The following is a 16,226-nucleotide window of genomic DNA, read 5'->3' as shown; positions in this document are numbered from 1 at the left end:
CTCCTTACTTCTTCTTGCCGGGCAGAATGCCCATCAGCTTGCAGATGATGCCCAGCATGATTTCGTCGGCGCCGCCGCCAATCGACACCAGACGCACATCGCGGTAAGCACGCGAAACCGGGTTGTCCCACATGAAGCCCATGCCGCCCCAGTACTGCAGGCAGGAGTCGGAGACTTCACGGCCGAGGCGGCCGGCCTTGAGCTTGGCCATGGAGGCCAGCTTGGTCACGTCACGGCCTTTGATGTACATCTCGGTGGCCTGGTAGACGAGGGCGCGCAGGGCTTCGATTTCGGTCTGCAGTTCGGCCAGACGGAAGTGGATGACCTGATTGTCGATCAGCGGGTTGCCGAAGGTGTGGCGCTGCTTGCAGTACTCGATGGTGCTGTCCACGCAGTGCTCCAGGCCCTTGATCATGTTGGCTGCGCCAAACAGGCGCTCTTCCTGGAACTGCAGCATCTGCATCATGAAGCCGGCGCCTTCGTGGCCGATGCGGTAGCGCTGCGGTACGCGCACGTTGTCGAAGAACACCTGAGCGGTTTCCGAGCTGCGCATGCCGAGCTTGTCCAGGTGCGGGCTGACGGTGATGCCCGGGGTCTTCATCGGCACCATGATCAGCGACTTGTTCACGTGCGGCTTGTCGTCGCTGGTATTGGCCAGCAGGCAGATGAAGTCGGCCGACGGGGAGTTGGTGATCCACATCTTGCTGCCGTTGATCACGTAGTCATCGCCGTCCTTGCGCGCGGTGGTCTTCAGACCGGCCACGTCGGAGCCGGCGCCGACCTCGGAGACGCCGATGCAGCCGACCATGTCGCCGGCAATCGCGGGCTTGAGAAACTCTTCGCGCAGCTCATCGGAACCGAAGCGGGCCAGGGCCGGGGTGCACATGTCGGTCTGCACGCCGATGGACATCGGGATGCCGCCGCAGCGGATGGTGCCGAACTCTTCGGCGGCGACGATGGAGTAGCTGTAGTCCAGGCCCATGCCACCGAACTTTTCCGGCTTGGAGATGCCCAGCAGGCCCAGATCACCGGCCTTCTTGAAAATTTCGTGGATCGGGAAGCGGCCGTCCTTTTCCCATTCGTCGACGTGCGGGTTGATTTCCTTCTCGACGAAATTCTTGACCGTGCGGCGCAGTTCTTCGTGTTCCTGGGTAAAGATCATGATGCAGGCTCCTAATGGGGTTACAGGCGGGCGACGCCGAAGGTGGACGATTTGAGCGGCCGTACCGCGGCCTCCGCGCAGATGTCGAGCAGGAAGCCCAGCAGCTTGCGGGTATCGCGCGGGTCGATCAGGCCGTCGTCCCACAGGCTGGCAGTGCCGTAGAGCGCGGTGGATTGGCTGTCGAGTTTCTGCGCAGTCATCTGCTCGAGCATGTCGAGCATTTTCGGATCGGCTTCCTTGCCTTCCTTGAGGTGCTTCTCCTCGGTGACGATGCGCAGCACCTTGCCGGCCTGCGCGCCGCCCATCACGGCGGTCTTGCTGTTGGGCCAGGCGAAGATGAAGCGCGGGTCGAGGCCGCGGCCGCACATGGCGTAGTTGCCGGCGCCGTAGGAGCCGCCGACAACGATGGTCAGCTTGGGCACGGTGGCGTTGGCCACCGCCTGGATCATCTTCGAGCCGTGCTTGATCACGCCGTTCTGCTCGGACTCCGTGCCCACCATGAAGCCGGTGGTGTTGTGGAAGAACAGGATCGGCGTATTGCTCTGCTCGCACAGCTGAATGAACTGGGCCGCTTTCGCCGCGCCACGCGGGGTGATCGGGCCGTTGTTGCCGATGATGCCGCAGCTGTGACCTTCGATCTGCAGGTGACCGCAGACGGTCTGGCTGTCGAACTCGTTCTTGAAGTCGAGGAACTCCGAACCGTCGGCGATGCGCGCGATGATCTCGCGCACGTCATAGGGTTTCTTGGCATCGGCCGGGACGATGCCCAGCAGTTCCTCGGCCGGGTACAACGGGTCGCGCCAGCTCTTGGCCGGGCGCGCCGGCAGTTGCGCGTTCCACGGCAGCATGCCGACGATCTCGCGGGCCAGACGCACGCCATCGGCGTCGTTCTCGGCCAGGTATTCGGCGGTGCCGGCGACCTGGGCATGCATCTCGGCGCCGCCCAGTTGCTCGTCGGTGGCCACTTCACCGGTGGCTGCCTTGAGCAAAGGGGGACCTGCGAGGAACATCTTGGCCTTGCCGCGCACCACCACCACGTAATCGGACAGGCCCGGCTGGTAGGCGCCGCCAGCGGTGCTGGAGCCGTGCACCACGGTGATCTGCGGCAGGCCCATGGCCGACATGCGCGCCTGGTTGGCAAAGCCGCGTGCGCCCTCGACGAAGATGTCGGCGGCGTAGTTGAGGTTGGCGCCGCCGCTTTCGGCGAGGGTCACCACCGGCAATTTGTTCTCGAAGGCGATCTGCTGCAGGCGCAGGGATTTCTTCAGGCCGGTGGGGGAGATGGTGCCGCCCTTGATCGCGCTGTTGTTGGCGATCACCAGGCTGCGCACACCGGCGATGTAGCCGATGCCGGCGATGATGCCGCCGCCGGCCATGCTGCCGTCCTTGTCGTCGTGCAGCTTGTAGCCGGCCAGCGAGGACAGCTCGAGGAACGGTGCGCCCGGATCGAGCAGCAGGTTCAGGCGCTCGCGTGGCAGCAACTGGCCACGGCGCTCGAACTTGGCCTTGGCCTCATTGGCCTTGTCCAGCACCTTTTGCTCCACGTCGCGGAAGCTGGCGATGGCGGCAAGCATGGCCTCGCGGTTCAGCGCGAAGCCTTCGCCGTGAACGTCGATTTCCGACTGGATGACAGGCATAGGGTTACTCCTGATCCTTGAATACGTCGGGCAGATAGGCCCGGTGGAAGCCGTTGTAGGACTCGCTGGATTTCGCCTTGCCCAGGGTCCAGGCGCGGGTGCCCTGGCTTGCGGCGCCATCGATGCGGATGGTGTTGCCGCTGATGAAGTTGGCGCCGGGGGTGAGCAGGAAGACGATGGCCGAGGCCACCTCCGACTCGGTGCCGATACGCTGCAGCGGCACGTGGTCCTTGAGGTTGCGGATCATGTGCTTCATGGATTCCGGGTAGGTGTCCATGCCGCTGGAGGCAATCCAGCCCGGCGCTACGGCATTGACCCGCACGCCCGAGTGGCCCCACTCGTAGGCGGCGGTCTTGGTGAAGTTCTCCATGCCGGCGCGGGCGGCGCCGGAGTGGCCCATGCCGGGCATGCCGCCCCACATGTCGGCGAGCATGTTGACGATGCTGCCGCCGGTCTTGCTCATGCTCTGCAGGTAGACTTCCTTGGCCACTAGGAAACCGCCGACCAGGTTGGTGCGCACCACCGTCTCGAAGCCTTTCTGGTTGATGCCGATCAGCGGGGCCGGGAACTGGCCGCCGGCGTTGTTGACCAGATGATGGATGGGGCCGTGCTCGGCGATGACCGCCTTGACCATGGCCTTGACCGCTTCCTCGTCACGGATGTCGCACACCTGAAAGCTGGCCTTGCCGCCGTCTTCGAGGATTTCGCCGCAGGTCTTTTCCAGCTTCTCCAGCTTGCGGCCGACCAGCACCACGTGGGCGTCCAGGTGGGCCAGTTCATGGGCCACGCAGCGGCCGATGCCGCTGCCGCCACCGGTGACCAGGATGGTCTGGCCGCTGAACAGGCCGGGCTTGAATACGGAGTCGTAACTCATCGTGCGTGTTGTCCTTACAGGCTGTCAGCCAGTGCGCGCGGCACCGGAACCGGGAATTCCAGCAACTGCTGGGCGAAGGCCTTGCCCTGCGGGTCGATGCGCAGGCTGGCAACACCGCCGCCGCCGAGAGCGTTCTCCAGCAGGAAGTTCAGGCTGTGGCTGCCCGGCAGGTGCCAGCGGCTGACCTTGCCGGTCTGGCCGTCGAGCACGTGCTGCATCCATTGCGCCACGGCGCCCTCGGTGAGCGCAGCCGCGATCCACGCCAGATATTCGGGCTTTCTGGCCATCACGCCGATATTGCTGTGGTTGCCCTTGTCGCCGGAGCGGGCCACGGCCAGCTTGATCAGCGGCACAGTCGCATCGGCGCTGCCGGCCGGAGCGGGCAGGGCAGCCTCGCTGGCGATCTGGGCCGCGTCGAACACGGCGACTTCCGGCAGGGTGACCGGCTGGCGCTCGTTGTTGATTTCGATCTCCAGCGCGCAGGCGCTCTTGTCGACCAGAAAGCTGAACAGGCGGATCACCGGGTACACGGTGGGGCGCCCACCGACGATGCCGGTCAGGCCTGGCGCCATTCCGGTGGCCGCCTGGGCGATCTCGCGGGAGAACAGGATCAGGGCTTCCTTCTTGGCGTGGCGCACGCCGAGCTTGACCACCACTTCGCGGGTGTCAGCGCGCTGGCTGCGGGGGCCATAGGTGGCCTCGGTGCCCAGCAGCTCGATGCACACTTCCTTGTACGGGCCCCAACCGCGCTCGGCGAACATCTCTTCGGTCTTGGCGATGATGGCCTGGCTGACGCGCTCTGCTTTGGCTGCGGCATCGATACCGGCCAGCAGGCAGCTGGCTGTGCAGCGGAAACCGTCCGGGTAGGTGGCACTGACCTTGTACTGACTGGTCGGCGCAAGGCCGCGGGCGCCTTTCAGTTCGACGCGGTTGGCGCCGACCTGGGTGAGTTGCACCTGGGTGAAGTCGCAGACCACATCGGGCAGGTAATAGGCACGCGGGTCACCGATCTCGTAGAGCATCTGCTCGCCCACCGAGAGGGTGGAGATCAACCCGCCTGTGCCTTCGGGTTTGGCGACCACGAAGCGGCCATCGGCCTGCACCTCGACGACCGGGAAGCCGATGTGTTCGTAGTCCGGCACGTCGCGCCAGTCGGTGAAGTTGCCACCGGTGCACTGCGCGCCGCATTCGATGATATGACCGGCGAGCGCGGCTTGAGCGAGCTTGTCGTAGTCGGTCCAGCTCCAGCCGAACTCATGTACCAGCGCGGCGCTGACCACGGCGCTGTCGACCACGCGGCCGGTGATAACGATGTCAGCATCTGCTTCCAGAGCAGCAACGATGCCCGGCGCGCCGAGGTAGGCATTGACCGACACGCACATGGGCGGCAGCGGGGCGCCGGTGAACATCTCGGTGGTCCCGGCTTTGGCCAGTTCGCCCAGCTTGGGCTGCAGGTTGTCACCGTGCAGCACGGCGATCTTCAGATTGACCCCGGCCTTCTCGCAGGCAGCGGCCAGTGCCTTGGCGCAGGAAGCTGGGTTGACGCCGCCAGCGTTGCTGATCACGCGGATCTTCTTCTGCGCGATTTCGCCCAGTAGCGGGGAGAGCACCTCGACGAAGTCGGTGGCATAGCCTTCGTCCGGCTTCTTCATGCGCGCTCCGGCCATGATCGACATGGTCACTTCGGCGAGGTAGTCGAACACCAGGTAATCCAGTTCGGCGCCACGAACCAGCTGGGCGGCGGCGGTGGAGGTGTCGCCCCAGAAGGCGGAGGCGCAGCCGATGCGTACGGTTTGGGTCATTGGAGTTATCCGCAACACATGAATAGGGTGAAACGAACACTACCAAGCAAGCGCTTGGTTGAAAAGGGCTTGCTGCATATTTTTACCCAAGCGCTTGCTTGGTAGTCTGCCAGGCCCTAAATTTCGCCCCAAGACAACTACTTGCGCGCCATCCTTCGATTGGAGGCTGACGCGACGATTGCGCAAATTGGGGGATTGATGAGCCTGGACGAACAAAAAGCCCGTGAGGTGATGCAGCAAGTGGTCGCCTCCGGCCAGGTCACCGATCCGGAAAGTGCCCGCGGTAAATTGCTGCAAACGGCTGCGCATCTGTTTCGCAGCAAGGGCTACGAGCGCACCACGGTACGGGATCTGGCCAGCGCGGTGGGCATCCAGTCCGGCAGCATCTTTCACCACTTCAAGAGCAAGGACGAGATCCTGCGCTCGGTGATGGAGGAAACCATCATCTACAACACCGCCCTGATGCACGCGGCGCTGGCCGAGGCCACTAACCTGCATGAGCGTGTGCTGGCGTTGATCCGCTGTGAGCTGCAGTCGATCATGGGCGGCACCGGCGAGGCCATGGGCGTGCTGGTGTACGAGTGGCGTTCGTTGTCCGCCGAGGGCCGCGACTACATCCTCGGCCTGCGTGACACCTACGAGCAGTTGTGGCTGCAGGTGCTGGGCGAGGCCAAGGCCGCCGGCTACTTCAAGGCCGATCCGTTCATCATCCGTCGTTTCCTCACCGGCGCGCTGAGTTGGACCACCACCTGGTTTCGCCCCGATGGCCCGATGACCCTGGATCAGTTAGCCGAAGAAGCTTTGTCGCTGGTGATCAAGGACAACTGAGCACATATCGACTAGGCTGAGATCACAAAAGCCCCGCTGTATCTGAAGAGGCCTTGATGATTTCCCTTCTGCGCAAGCTTTTTTGTGGTGTCTGGTGGTATGCGCTGCTATCTGTCGGCGCGGTACAGGCCTTTGCGCAGGAGGTCAAAGTCGGCGCCTATCACTTTCCTCCCTATGCCATTAAACCGGAAACAGCTACGCCCGGTGGGCTTCTGCCTGAGCTACTCTCGGCGCTCAACAGTAGCCAGACGAAGTACCACTTCAGCCTAGTGCCCACCTCTGTAACACGTCGCTACGCTGATCTGCAGTCAGCGCGTTTCGATCTTATCCTTTTCGAGTCACCAGCCTGGGGCTGGCAGTCCATCCCCCACCAGAGTGCGGATCTGCATATCGAGGATGCCGAAGTCTATGTGGCGCGTCAGGAGGCTGGCCGTGATCAGCGCTATTTTCTGGAGCTGGCAGATAAACGCTTTGCCCTGTACAGCGGCTATCACTATGGTTTCGCAGGCTTCAACTCTGACCCGGACTATCTTAAAAAGCACTTCAAGGTGACCTTCACCTATTCCCATGACAGCAACCTGCTGATGGTCCAGCGTAAACGCGTCGATCTGACGATCGTGGCTCGCTCTTATCTGGCGCTGTATTTCCGTGACAACCCGGAATATCGCAGTCAATTGCTGGTTTCCGAGCGAGAGGATCAGGTTTATCGCCATCGGGCGCTACTGCGCCCCCAGGCACCACTTGATGGTGCTCAACTGCGACATCTGCTTGATGATCTGAAAGATACTGGCGTCCTGATGCCGCTGCTGCAGCGTTACCAGTTGTCCATGCATGGCGATTCCGCTACCTCACATTGACCTGATGTTCAGGAAATGCGTTAAGGTTGCGCCAAGCAGGAATTGATGGGTAAGGCCATGAGCAGGACGTTCTTGTCGGCGCTGGGATGTTTGGTGTGCTTGGGCTGGAACCAGTCCAGCCTGGCAGCTGTGCCAGAGATCAAAGTCGCCAGTGTGCACTTTCCCCCTTATGTTTTTGAGGATGAGCCAGGGCGTGGCTTGCTGCCTCAACTCCTCGAAGGGCTCAATCGTCAGCAGCGCGACTATCGATTCGTTGCTCGAAGCACCTCCTTGGCCCGTCGATTTGGTGATCTTCGCGATGGGCAGATTGATCTTGCAGTGTTTGAGAATCCTGACTGGGGTTGGCAAGGCATCGCGGCTGCTCGTCTGGAGATGGGCCTGGAAGATGCCGAGCTCTTTGTTGCTCAGGCTAAGCCAGGGAGAGACCAGCGTTTCTTTCAGCCGCTCAAGGGGAAGCGACTGGCCCTGTTCAAGGGCTACCACTACGGCTTTTCGGGTTTTGCCAATGACCCGAGCCTGCTGCGTCAGCATTACAACGCTGAACTCACCTATTCCCACGACAGTATTCTGGGCCTGGTGCTGCGCGGTCGAGCCGACATTGGTCTGCTGACCCGCAGTTGGCTCAAAGAGCGCCAATTGCGCGAGCCAATACTGCAGGAGCAGTTGCTGGTCGGCGAACAGGTTGATCAGACCTACAGGCATTACATGTTGTTGCGTCCACAAGCTTCGATCACCCCTGATCAGCTGCAGGCGCTGCTGGAGCAGATGAGGCATCGCGGTGAGCTGCAGCGGATCTTCGAACCCTATGGTGTACGAGTTAAGCCATACGTAGCGGATAGGTAAGCAGCAGCACGTGGCAGAGGTTGACGGCCAGGTGCAACAGCATCGCCAGCCACAGGCGACCACTGAAGTGAAAAGCCAGTCCGTAACCCAGGCCCGCCAGCATGGCGACAGCGGCAAACAGCGGGCTGAACGGCCAGTGGGCGGCACCGAACAGCAGTGCAGTCAGGCCTATGCCCAGCAGCGTGCCCAGACGCTGCAGCAGCCAAGTCTGCAGCAAGCCGCGAAACAGCAGCTCCTCGGCCAGGATCGCGCCCCCCAGATTCAGCAACAGCCACAGCGCCAGCTGTTGCGGCCACTTCGGCTGCCAGCCAACCACGCCCAGGCCCAGGGCTGCCAGAGGAACCAGCAGCAGGGTGAGAAGGCTGATCAGCAGCGCAGCCTTCCAGTGGGGGGGCAGCACGGGTGGGCTGTTGCAACCACCAGGCGAGCAAACCCAGGCCGGCCAGCACCTTGTCCCACGACAGGCGCAGCAGCACAGGGCGGGCATCGGGGCTCCAGGCCAGTGGTTCGCTGAGCGGCATCGGTGTGAAACCCGGCAGCAGGTGAGCAGCCAGCATCAGGCTGCTCAGGAGGGTGACGCTGCGCCAGAGCCAAGGCGCGATGCGCGGGCTGCATGCCAGCCAAAGAACAAACAGACAACCCAGCAACAGACCGATAAAAGAAATCTGACCCAGTGCCCCGCCAATCGTCAGCCAGGTTAACGGCAGCGCCCAGTAGCGGAACGAGTATTCACTTCCGTGTGTTAGCTGCTTCAACGGCTTCCGGCGTCCTTGGCATCGGCCTCGGCGTTGCGTTCACGGATGCGTTTGAGCTGTTCCTCGCTCAGTGGCAGTTTGCTGGCGCTGTCGCGCAGCAGCATGAGACTGCCGACGATGGAGCCGAGCGCGAGGATTATGACCATCCAGGCGTACCAGGGCATGGAATTCTCCTTGGGTAGAGACTTCCACAATAGCCTTGTAGGTCTGCGCTGTCAGTTGCTCAGAACATTTTGCAGGCTGCTGTCGTCCTTAAGCTCGACACCGGAGAGCTGCAGGCGCAGGGCCTGGCGGGCGAGGAAGTCCAGCTTGTGCGCCGCCAGTGCATAGGGCAGGCCCTCCGGGCGCACGTTGGAAATGCAGTTGCGCTGGCTGTCCATCATGCCCGGCCTGGGCTGGTAGGTCAGGTAGATGCCCAGGCTGTCTGGTGAGCTGAGTCCCGGTCGCTCGCCGATCAGCACAATCACCAGGCGCGCGCGCAAGGCTTCGCCGATGCCGTCGCCAATGGCCACGCGGCCCTGTTCGGCCAGTACGACCGGGGTGTTGGCCCAGTCGGTGTCGAAGTGCTGACGAAACAGATCGAGCAGGGGCAGGGCATGGCGCTGAATGGCGATGGCGGAAAGGCCGTCGGCGAGAACCATGGCTAGCTCCGGGGCTGGTGCTTCCTCTTGCAGGCGCGTGGCGCATTCCGCCTTGAGCTGGCGGCCCTTGTCCGGACGCAGCAGGTAGGTGGAACGGTCGGGCGCGTCACTGGCGACCTGCAGGCAACGAAAGCCATGAGCCTCCAGCTCGCTGCGCAGGGCGGCGAAATCCAGCGGGCGGTGCACGGCATCGCGGGCCTGTGCATGAGCCAGACCGAACTTGAGCACCTCTGCGGTCGGCAGGCTTGATCCGACGCGGCCAAGCGCTATGCGTGCCGAGGTGTGGGCGCGCAACTCGTCCCACGGATTGTGCTGGATCAGATCCATCAGGCTGCTCCTGAAAGAGTGGGCAGTTGCTTGAGCAGGCTGTGGCCGCGGCCGATCTCGCGCAGTGCGCCGCCAGATTCGGTAATGGCCATGCGGGTCAGCCAGGCGTCGAATTCGGGGGCACGCTTGAGGCCCAGGACCGAACGCAGGTACAGCGCGTCGTGAAACGAGGTGCTCTGGTAGTTGAGCATGATGTCGTCGGCGCCGGGGATGCCCATGATGAAACTGATGCCGGCCGCGCCGAGCAGGGTCAGCAGGCTGTCCATGTCGTCCTGATCGGCTTCGGCATGGTTGGTGTAGCAGACGTCGCAGCCCATCGGCAGCCCCAGCAGCTTGGCGCAGAAGTGGTCTTCCAGACCGGCGCGAATGATCTGCTTGCCGTCGTACAGGTATTCCGGGCCGATGAAACCGACCACGGTATTGACCAGCAGCGGGCGGAACTCGCGCGCCACGGCATAGGCGCGGGCCTCACAGGTCTGCTGGTCGACACCGTGGTGACCGCCGGCCGACAGCGCGCTGCCCTGACCGGTTTCGAAGTACATGCAGTTGTCGCCCAAGGTGCCGCGCTGGAGGCTCAGCGCTGCCTCATGGGCCTCCCTGAGGATGGCCAGCGACACGCCGAAACTGGCATTGGTCTTCTCGCTGCCGGCGATGGACTGGAACACCAGGTCGATGGGCGCACCAGCCTCGATGGCCTGAATCTGCGTGGTGACGTGGGTGAGCACGCAGCTCTGCATGGGGATATCGAAGTGCTGGCGTACCTCATCCATCATCTGCCATAGGCGCATCAGGGTCGGCAGTGAGTCGCTGGCCGGGTTAATTCCCACCGTGGCGTCGCCCGAACCATAGAGCAGGCCGTCGAGCAGGCTGGCGGCGATACCGCGTACATCGTCAGTGGGGTGATTGGGCTGCAGGCGCACCGAGAGGTGGCCTGGCAGGCCGATGGTGTTGCGAAAGCGGGTGATTACCCGGCACTTTCGGGCGACCAGAATCAGGTCCTGATTACGCATCAGTTTGCTCACGGCGGCTGCCATTTCCGGGGTTATCCCCGGTGCCAAAGCGGCCAGCGTGACGCTGTCGGTAGTGTCGAGCAGTAGCCAGTCGCGCAGGTCGCCGACCGTCAGGTGACTGATCGGGGCGAAGGCATTCGTGTCGTGGCGGTCGATGATCAGGCGGGTGACTTCGTCCTGCTCGTAGGGGATCAGTGCCTCGTTGAGGAAAGTCTTGAGCGGCACATCGGCCAGGGCGATCTTGGCGGCCATGCGCTCTTCGTAGGTGGCGGCTGCAAGCCCCGCCAGGTAGTCGCCGGAGCGGGCCGGGCTGGCCTTGGCCAGCAGGGTCTTGAGATCGGGGAAACGGTACAGGGTGTTGCCGACGCTGGTCTGGTAGGCCATCGCTGACTCCGAACAGGGAAAAGCCGTGCCCGGCGGGGCACGGCTCGGGGACTTTCTCAATAGCTTGTCAGGCTAGTTAAGCAGCACCGCCGGTGAGCAGGGTATCGCCAGCTGCGGCTTCGCGATGATGAGCGGTGAACTGGAACCAGACGAAGCCGGCAGCCATGAAACCGAGGAAAATTAGACCGATCGTGGTGTTGAACCAGGCCATTGCCACCAGGCAGACCAGAGCGAGAGCAAGGGCAATGGCCGGAATCACCGGGTAGCCCGGCGCCATGAAACTGCGCTGCAGGTTCGGCTCGGTCTGACGCAGACGGAACAGGCTGAGCATGCTCATGATGTACATGACGATGGCACCGAACACGCTCATGGTGATCATGGCGGCGGTCAGGCTCATGCCCTGCAGGTTGATCAGACCGTCGCTGTAGATGGCGGCGATGCCGATCAGCCCGCCGGCGATGATGGCGCGGTGCGGGGTGTGGAAACGGTTGAGCTTGGCCAGGCCTGCCGGCAGGTAGCCTGCGCGGGCCAGGGCGAAGAACTGCCGCGAGTAGCCCAAGATGATGCCGTGGAAGCTGGCGACCAGACCGAACAGGCCGATCCACACCAGCATGTGCAGCCAGCCGGAGTTCTCACCGACCACGGTCTTCATCGCCTGGGGCAGCGGGTCGTTGATGTTGGACAGGACTGTCCAGTCGCCCACGCCGCCGGCGAAGATCATCACGCCAAGAGCCAGCAGCACCAGGGTCAGGATGCCGCTGATGTACGCCTTGGGAATGGTGCGCTGCGGGTCCTTGGCTTCCTCGGCGGCCATGGCCGCGCCTTCGATGGCGAGGAAGAACCAGATGGCGAAGGGGATGGCGGCGAAGATGCCGGAGATCGCCCCGAGGTTGAACTCGTTGCTGCCGGCCCAGCCGTTGAGCACAAAGTTGCTGAAGCTGAAACCGGGTGCCACCACGCCCATGAACACCAGTAGTTCGACCACCGCGAGGATGGTCACCACCAGCTCGAAGGTGGCGGCAATGCTGACCCCGACAATATTCAGGCCCATGAAGATGATGTAGGCGCCGACGGCCGCGAGTTTGGGATCGAGGCCCGGGAACTGCACGTTGAGATAGGCACCGATGGCCATGGCGATGGCTGGCGGGGCGAAAACGAATTCGATCAGGGTGGCCAGACCGGCGATCAGTCCGCCGCGCTCGCCGAATGCCCGACGGCTGTAGGCGAAAGGTCCGCCGGCATGGGGAATGGCAGTAGTCAGTTCGGTGAAACTGAAGATGAAACAGGTGTACATGGTCGCCACCAGCAGGGCGGTGATGAGGAACCCCAGGGTTCCCGCTACGCCCCAGCCGTAGCTCCAGCCAAAATATTCGCCAGAAATCACCAGGCCTACGGCGATGCCCCACAGATGCGGGGTTCCGAGACTGGCTTTGAGTGTTGTGCCCATGCTGTAACCCTCGAAGTTGACTAAAGTGTCAACGCCTTAAGCATGGTCTATGCCAGATGTGGGAGTCCTTGAAATACGGGCGTTACAGCAGTGCCGCGCTGATGCTTTTGCCCACCGATGGGTCAGCAGCGGGCGAGTTTGCACAATCACGGCGCAGTGGCCTCAGAGGTAGTCGAGCAGGATATCGTCGTAGCGTGTCTTGCCGACCCGGCCAGGCTGCTGACGCAGATTATCGATAGCCTGCTGCAGTTCACTGACTTGTACATCACTGACCTGTGGGTTGAAGGCAAACCACAGCTCACCCTGCTTGAGCAGATAGACCGACTCGAAGTCGTCAGGCTCGAGCTTGGCATTGCTGAGGAACCAGCGGGCGACGTTTTCCTCATAGGCCCACAGATCAATGCGCCCCACCTGCAGTTGCTGGGCGAGGGCAATGGCATTGGCCGAGTGTTTCAGCTGTTTTTCGCTCACGCCCATGGCAAGGAGTAACTGCTCACCGATATCGTCCGGCACCGTGCCGATACGGTACTGCTGCAGATCAGCGGCTGACTCGATGCGGATCTGTTTGGATTTGCGCGCCAGCAGCACCACACGGGTGGTGGCGATGGGGCCTGCCCACTTGAACAGCTTTTCCCGCTCCTCGGTGCGGGTGGTGGAAAACAGTACGGTATCGGGCTTGCTGAGTGCAGTGCGGTAGGCGCGCGGCCAGGGTTGCAGGCGGATCTGACTGCGGGTGACAGGCTTGCTGGTGTGCTGCGTGGCGCTGATTAGCAAATCCACGGCGATGCCGCGCAGGATATTGTCATCGCTGTAGTTGTAGGGCGGATAGGCTTCGGTCAGGTAGCTCAGGGGCGCCGGCTGCTCGGCGCTTACCGGCAGACCCAGACAGAGCAGCAACAGCAGAGCGGGGCGTAGGCGCTTGATCATGGTCGTGCTCCTGGCTGCGGTTGATGGCGGTGCTGTTGAGAATAGGTGGTTTTAGGTTGCAAGCGATGCGACCTGACCACCTGCTTTGTGTCTGCTGTCGTAAGGCTGAAGGTCGGCAGGGCGGCGGCCATCGGCTACAATGCGCGCCGATTCGTTATTGCCCGAGATTTCGCCATGGCCTGCCAGACCCCGATCATCGTTGCCCTCGACTTTCCTTCCCGTGATGCGGCACTGGCTCTGGCCAGCCAGCTTGATCCGGCGCAGTGCCGGGTGAAAGTCGGCAAGGAACTGTTCACCCGTTGTGGCCCGGCGGTGGTCGAGGCGTTGCAGGCCAAGGGCTTCGAGGTGTTCCTCGACCTGAAATTCCACGATATCCCCAACACCACGGCCATGGCGGTCAAGGCTGCTGCCGAGCTGGGGGTGTGGATGGTCAATGTGCACTGCTCCGGTGGCCTGCGCATGATGAGTGCCTGCCGCGAGGAGCTGGACCGTCTGGCCGGCAACAAGCCGCTGCTGATCGGTGTGACGGTGCTGACCAGCATGGAACAGAGCGATCTGGCCGGCATCGGCCTGGACATCGCTCCGCAGGAGCAGGTGCTGCGCCTGGCGGGTCTGGCGGCACAGGCCGGTCTGGACGGTCTGGTCTGTTCCGCACAGGAAGCGGTGGCGCTCAAGGCCGCACAGCCGCAGCTGCAGCTGGTCACGCCGGGGATTCGTCCGGCGGGCAGTGCCGCGGATGACCAGAAGCGCATCCTCACGCCGAGCCAGGCGCTGGCGGCCGGCTCCGATTATCTGGTCATCGGCCGGCCGATCAGCCAGGCGGCTGATCCGGCTGCTGCTCTGGCCGCTGTGGTCGCTGAACTGGCCTGAGGTGTTGACCTGACGGCTCAGGCCGTCAGGGATTTCTTCAGGTAGATGCGCTGGTAACCCGGCGGGCAGTCGTCCAGTACGCCCATCGGCTGATAGCCCTGTTTCTGATAGAACCCCGGTGCCTGGAAGCTGTAGGTGTAGAGGAATACACCGACGCAACCGCGCTGCCGGGCCTCCTCTTCGGCCAGCCCTAGCAGGTGTGCGCCGAGCCCCTGGCCGCGCTGGCTGTCGTGCAGCCACAAGTAGTCGATGTACAGCCAGCCTGCTCCTGAGTGGCCGAACATCCCGCCGACCACCTGATCCTGCCCGTCGCGGGCATAGAGGGCGAAGTCGTGGTAGGGGTTTTCCCCTATCAGCGCCGTATTGAAGGCCTCGAGCCCTGAGCGCACGACCTCGTGAGCCTTGTCGTCGCGGCCCAGGCTGAAACGGTAGTTTTCCTTCTGTGTCATGGCAGTCCTCCTGGATGAGGCGGCAGTCTATCGACGCTCAACGCGTTCTTCATCAGTTACCTGCATGACGCCTGCTACAGCGGCCTGATAGTGCTGCCCCTGCCGTGGAGCGGCTGGCTAGACTGCCGGCCATTCAATGGGAGGATGCTGCATGAGCGCTACATATTCTGGAAAAGTGGCCCTGGTGACTGGCGGTGCCGCCGGTATCGGCCGCGCCACTGCCCTGGCATTTGCCGGTGAAGGTCTGCAGGTGGTGGTCTCCGACCTCGACGCCGTGGGTGGTGAAGGTACTGTGGAGCTGATCCGCGCTGCCGGCGGAGAGGCTATCTTCGTGCGCTGCGACGTCAGCCGCGACGAGCAGGTGGTGGCGCTGATGGCGACCATCAAGGAGCAGTACGGCCGTCTGGACTACGCCTTCAACAACGCCGGGATCGAAATCGAGAAGGGCAAGCTCAACGAGGGCAGCGAGGCCGAGTTCGACGCCATCATGGGCGTCAACGTCAAGGGCGTGTGGCTGTGCATGAAGCACGAGCTGCCGCTGCTGCTGGCCCAGGGCGGCGGCGTGATCGTCAACACCGCATCGGTGGCCGGTCTCGGTGCTGCGCCGAAGATGAGCATCTACAGCGCTTCCAAGCATGCGGTGATCGGTCTGACCAAGTCGGCTGCCATCGAGTATGCGAAGAAGAAAATCCGCGTGAATGCCATCTGCCCGGCAGTGATCGATACCGACATGTTCCGCCGCGCCTACGAGGCCGACCCGAAGAAGGGCGAGTTCGCCGCTGCCATGCACCCGGTCGGGCGTATCGGCAAGGTCGAGGAGGTGGCTGCTGCTGTGCTTTACCTGTGCAGCGATGCGGCTGCCTTTACTACCGGTCAGGCGCTGGCAATCGATGGTGGCGTAACGGCGATGTAAGCAGCGAGCAGTGGAGTAATGCGGCTCGCTCAAAGCGCCGCATACTCCGCTCATTGTCGAAGTGGCTGGGATGCTCATTTTCGCCCTGCTGGGCGAGTTTCTTTTGGCATTGCCCCAAAAGAAACCAAAGGTCTAGCCCCGTCATCCGGCCCTGCGCTTCGCGCAGGGTTCCTTCGCTACGTCATTGCTCCGAGGGGCCACGGCGAAGGGCCATCCCTGGCCCATCGCCGCTTGCGCCGCTCCCTGCGGCTTACCCCTCTACACAACGACTGCACTCCGCCGGACGAAAGGGGCGCCTGTGCGCTGCCTGACCGTTAAGGTCAAACTGTTGAAAGCGTGGAGGTTGCGGGCACCCCAAATGCTTCTTGCAGATGAGCTGAAATAAAAACTGAGGCTCCAAGGCAGTAAGGCATGAGTGCTTAGCGAACCTCTGGCTGAGCGAATGGCATCAGCACTGTCGCTTCCTGCTTGTTTTCGCTTACAAATTGCAGGCTACTGGC

Annotated in this window: 15 protein-coding genes and 1 pseudogene; 5 read left to right on the top strand and 11 right to left on the bottom strand. The window is 62.8% G+C overall.

What is annotated here, in order from left to right; all coding sequences use genetic code 11:
• Positions 1 to 4: 4 nt before the first annotated feature.
• The 4 genes from atuD to CK486_RS09415 are packed head-to-tail and all read right to left on the bottom strand — an operon-like array spanning position 5 to position 5,475.
• Positions 5 to 1,162, bottom strand: coding sequence for a citronellyl-CoA dehydrogenase (gene atuD / locus CK486_RS09430; RefSeq protein ID WP_095940051.1), 1,158 nt, complete (start codon positions 1,160 to 1,162; stop codon positions 5 to 7).
• 20 nt (positions 1,163 to 1,182) lie between these two features.
• On the bottom strand, positions 1,183 to 2,799 hold the full coding sequence (gene atuC, locus CK486_RS09425) for a geranyl-CoA carboxylase subunit beta (RefSeq protein ID WP_095940050.1): 1,617 nt from the start codon (positions 2,797 to 2,799) through the stop codon (positions 1,183 to 1,185).
• Positions 2,800 to 2,803: 4 nt separating this feature from the next.
• Entirely contained in the window at positions 2,804 to 3,673 is an 870-nt protein-coding gene (locus CK486_RS09420; protein WP_095940049.1) for an SDR family oxidoreductase, read from the bottom strand.
• Between the two features lie 14 nt (positions 3,674 to 3,687).
• On the bottom strand, positions 3,688 to 5,475 hold the full coding sequence (locus CK486_RS09415; protein ID WP_095940048.1) for an acyclic terpene utilization AtuA family protein: 1,788 nt from the start codon (positions 5,473 to 5,475) through the stop codon (positions 3,688 to 3,690).
• A gap of 204 nt (positions 5,476 to 5,679) precedes the next feature.
• Between CK486_RS09415 and CK486_RS09410 the strand changes: the two genes are divergently transcribed.
• Genes CK486_RS09410 through CK486_RS09400 form a run of 3 tightly spaced genes read left to right on the top strand, consistent with a single transcriptional unit; the run spans position 5,680 to position 8,003 of the window.
• Positions 5,680 to 6,303, top strand: a complete 624-nt coding sequence (locus CK486_RS09410; RefSeq protein WP_218192100.1) for a TetR/AcrR family transcriptional regulator — start codon at positions 5,680 to 5,682, stop codon at positions 6,301 to 6,303.
• 56 nt (positions 6,304 to 6,359) lie between these two features.
• Positions 6,360 to 7,160, top strand: a complete 801-nt coding sequence (locus CK486_RS09405) for an ABC transporter substrate-binding protein (protein WP_095940047.1) — start codon at positions 6,360 to 6,362, stop codon at positions 7,158 to 7,160.
• A 45-nt stretch (positions 7,161 to 7,205) separates the two neighbouring features.
• On the top strand, positions 7,206 to 8,003 hold the full coding sequence (locus CK486_RS09400) for an amino acid ABC transporter substrate-binding protein (RefSeq protein WP_095940046.1): 798 nt from the start codon (positions 7,206 to 7,208) through the stop codon (positions 8,001 to 8,003).
• On the opposite strand, the pseudogene CK486_RS09395 reads toward CK486_RS09400, so the two are convergent.
• From CK486_RS09395 to CK486_RS09370, 6 genes and pseudogenes are all read right to left on the bottom strand, one after another.
• Positions 7,978 to 8,710 (bottom strand): annotated as a pseudogene (locus tag CK486_RS09395) (lysostaphin resistance A-like protein). The gene CK486_RS09400 and the pseudogene CK486_RS09395 overlap by 26 nt on opposite strands.
• A 44-nt stretch (positions 8,711 to 8,754) precedes the next feature.
• Positions 8,755 to 8,922 carry a DUF2897 family protein gene (locus CK486_RS09390; protein ID WP_095940045.1) on the bottom strand — a complete coding sequence of 56 codons (168 nt, stop codon included), beginning with the start codon at positions 8,920 to 8,922 and terminating at the stop codon, positions 8,755 to 8,757.
• Between the two features lie 51 nt (positions 8,923 to 8,973).
• Complete coding sequence (eutC, locus tag CK486_RS09385; protein WP_095940044.1) at positions 8,974 to 9,726, bottom strand: ethanolamine ammonia-lyase subunit EutC; 753 nt, start codon at positions 9,724 to 9,726, stop codon at positions 8,974 to 8,976.
• On the bottom strand, positions 9,726 to 11,120 hold the full coding sequence (locus CK486_RS09380) for an ethanolamine ammonia-lyase subunit EutB (RefSeq protein ID WP_095940043.1): 1,395 nt from the start codon (positions 11,118 to 11,120) through the stop codon (positions 9,726 to 9,728). The genes eutC and CK486_RS09380 overlap by 1 nt, the downstream gene beginning before the upstream one ends.
• Before the next feature lie 76 nt (positions 11,121 to 11,196).
• Positions 11,197 to 12,567 (bottom strand): ethanolamine permease, encoded by a 1,371-nt coding sequence (gene eat, locus CK486_RS09375; protein ID WP_095940042.1) that lies wholly within the window; start codon positions 12,565 to 12,567, stop codon positions 11,197 to 11,199.
• Between the two features lie 162 nt (positions 12,568 to 12,729).
• A complete protein-coding gene (locus CK486_RS09370) occupies positions 12,730 to 13,494 on the bottom strand; it encodes an ABC transporter substrate-binding protein (RefSeq protein ID WP_095940041.1) in 765 nt (254 codons plus the stop codon).
• 174 nt (positions 13,495 to 13,668) lie between these two features.
• On the opposite strand from CK486_RS09370, the gene pyrF reads away from it, so the two are divergent.
• A complete protein-coding gene (pyrF, locus tag CK486_RS09365; RefSeq protein ID WP_095940040.1) occupies positions 13,669 to 14,364 on the top strand; it encodes an orotidine-5'-phosphate decarboxylase in 696 nt (231 codons plus the stop codon).
• A 17-nt stretch (positions 14,365 to 14,381) separates the two neighbouring features.
• On the opposite strand, the gene CK486_RS09360 is transcribed toward pyrF, so the two are convergent.
• Positions 14,382 to 14,813 carry a GNAT family N-acetyltransferase gene (locus CK486_RS09360; protein WP_095940039.1) on the bottom strand — a complete coding sequence of 144 codons (432 nt, stop codon included), beginning with the start codon at positions 14,811 to 14,813 and terminating at the stop codon, positions 14,382 to 14,384.
• Positions 14,814 to 14,964: 151 nt separating this feature from the next.
• Here CK486_RS09360 and CK486_RS09355 point away from each other — a divergent pair, with 151 nt between their 5' ends.
• The gene (locus CK486_RS09355) at positions 14,965 to 15,726 is read left to right on the top strand and encodes an SDR family oxidoreductase (RefSeq protein ID WP_095940038.1); all 762 of its coding nucleotides are present in this window, start codon (positions 14,965 to 14,967) and stop codon (positions 15,724 to 15,726) included.
• The last annotated feature ends 500 nt before the right edge of the window (positions 15,727 to 16,226 follow it).

The sequence above is a fragment of the Pseudomonas sp. HAR-UPW-AIA-41 genome (genome assembly GCF_002304225.1).
In the GTDB taxonomy this organism is placed as follows: domain Bacteria; phylum Pseudomonadota; class Gammaproteobacteria; order Pseudomonadales; family Pseudomonadaceae; genus Aquipseudomonas.
This window is presented reverse-complemented; position numbering and strand designations above follow the sequence as displayed.

Bases quoted from the DNA above. Each gene is read 5' to 3' on its own strand.
- atuD (WP_095940051.1), bottom strand. From the start codon at position 1,162: ATGATCTTTACCCAGGAACACGAAGAACTGCGCCGCACGGTCAAGAAT.
- atuC (WP_095940050.1), bottom strand. From the start codon at position 2,799: ATGCCTGTCATCCAGTCGGAAATCGACGTTCACGGCGAAGGCTTCGCG.
- CK486_RS09420 (WP_095940049.1), bottom strand. From the start codon at position 3,673: ATGAGTTACGACTCCGTATTCAAGCCCGGCCTGTTCAGCGGCCAGACC.
- CK486_RS09415 (WP_095940048.1), bottom strand. From the start codon at position 5,475: ATGACCCAAACCGTACGCATCGGCTGCGCCTCCGCCTTCTGGGGCGAC.
- CK486_RS09405 (WP_095940047.1), top strand. From the start codon at position 6,360: ATGATTTCCCTTCTGCGCAAGCTTTTTTGTGGTGTCTGGTGGTATGCG.
- CK486_RS09400 (WP_095940046.1), top strand. From the start codon at position 7,206: ATGGGTAAGGCCATGAGCAGGACGTTCTTGTCGGCGCTGGGATGTTTG.
- CK486_RS09390 (WP_095940045.1), bottom strand. From the start codon at position 8,922: ATGCCCTGGTACGCCTGGATGGTCATAATCCTCGCGCTCGGCTCCATC.
- eutC (WP_095940044.1), bottom strand. From the start codon at position 9,726: ATGGATCTGATCCAGCACAATCCGTGGGACGAGTTGCGCGCCCACACC.
- CK486_RS09380 (WP_095940043.1), bottom strand. From the start codon at position 11,120: ATGGCCTACCAGACCAGCGTCGGCAACACCCTGTACCGTTTCCCCGAT.
- eat (WP_095940042.1), bottom strand. From the start codon at position 12,567: ATGGGCACAACACTCAAAGCCAGTCTCGGAACCCCGCATCTGTGGGGC.
- CK486_RS09370 (WP_095940041.1), bottom strand. From the start codon at position 13,494: ATGATCAAGCGCCTACGCCCCGCTCTGCTGTTGCTGCTCTGTCTGGGT.
- pyrF (WP_095940040.1), top strand. From the start codon at position 13,669: ATGGCCTGCCAGACCCCGATCATCGTTGCCCTCGACTTTCCTTCCCGT.
- CK486_RS09360 (WP_095940039.1), bottom strand. From the start codon at position 14,813: ATGACACAGAAGGAAAACTACCGTTTCAGCCTGGGCCGCGACGACAAG.
- CK486_RS09355 (WP_095940038.1), top strand. From the start codon at position 14,965: ATGAGCGCTACATATTCTGGAAAAGTGGCCCTGGTGACTGGCGGTGCC.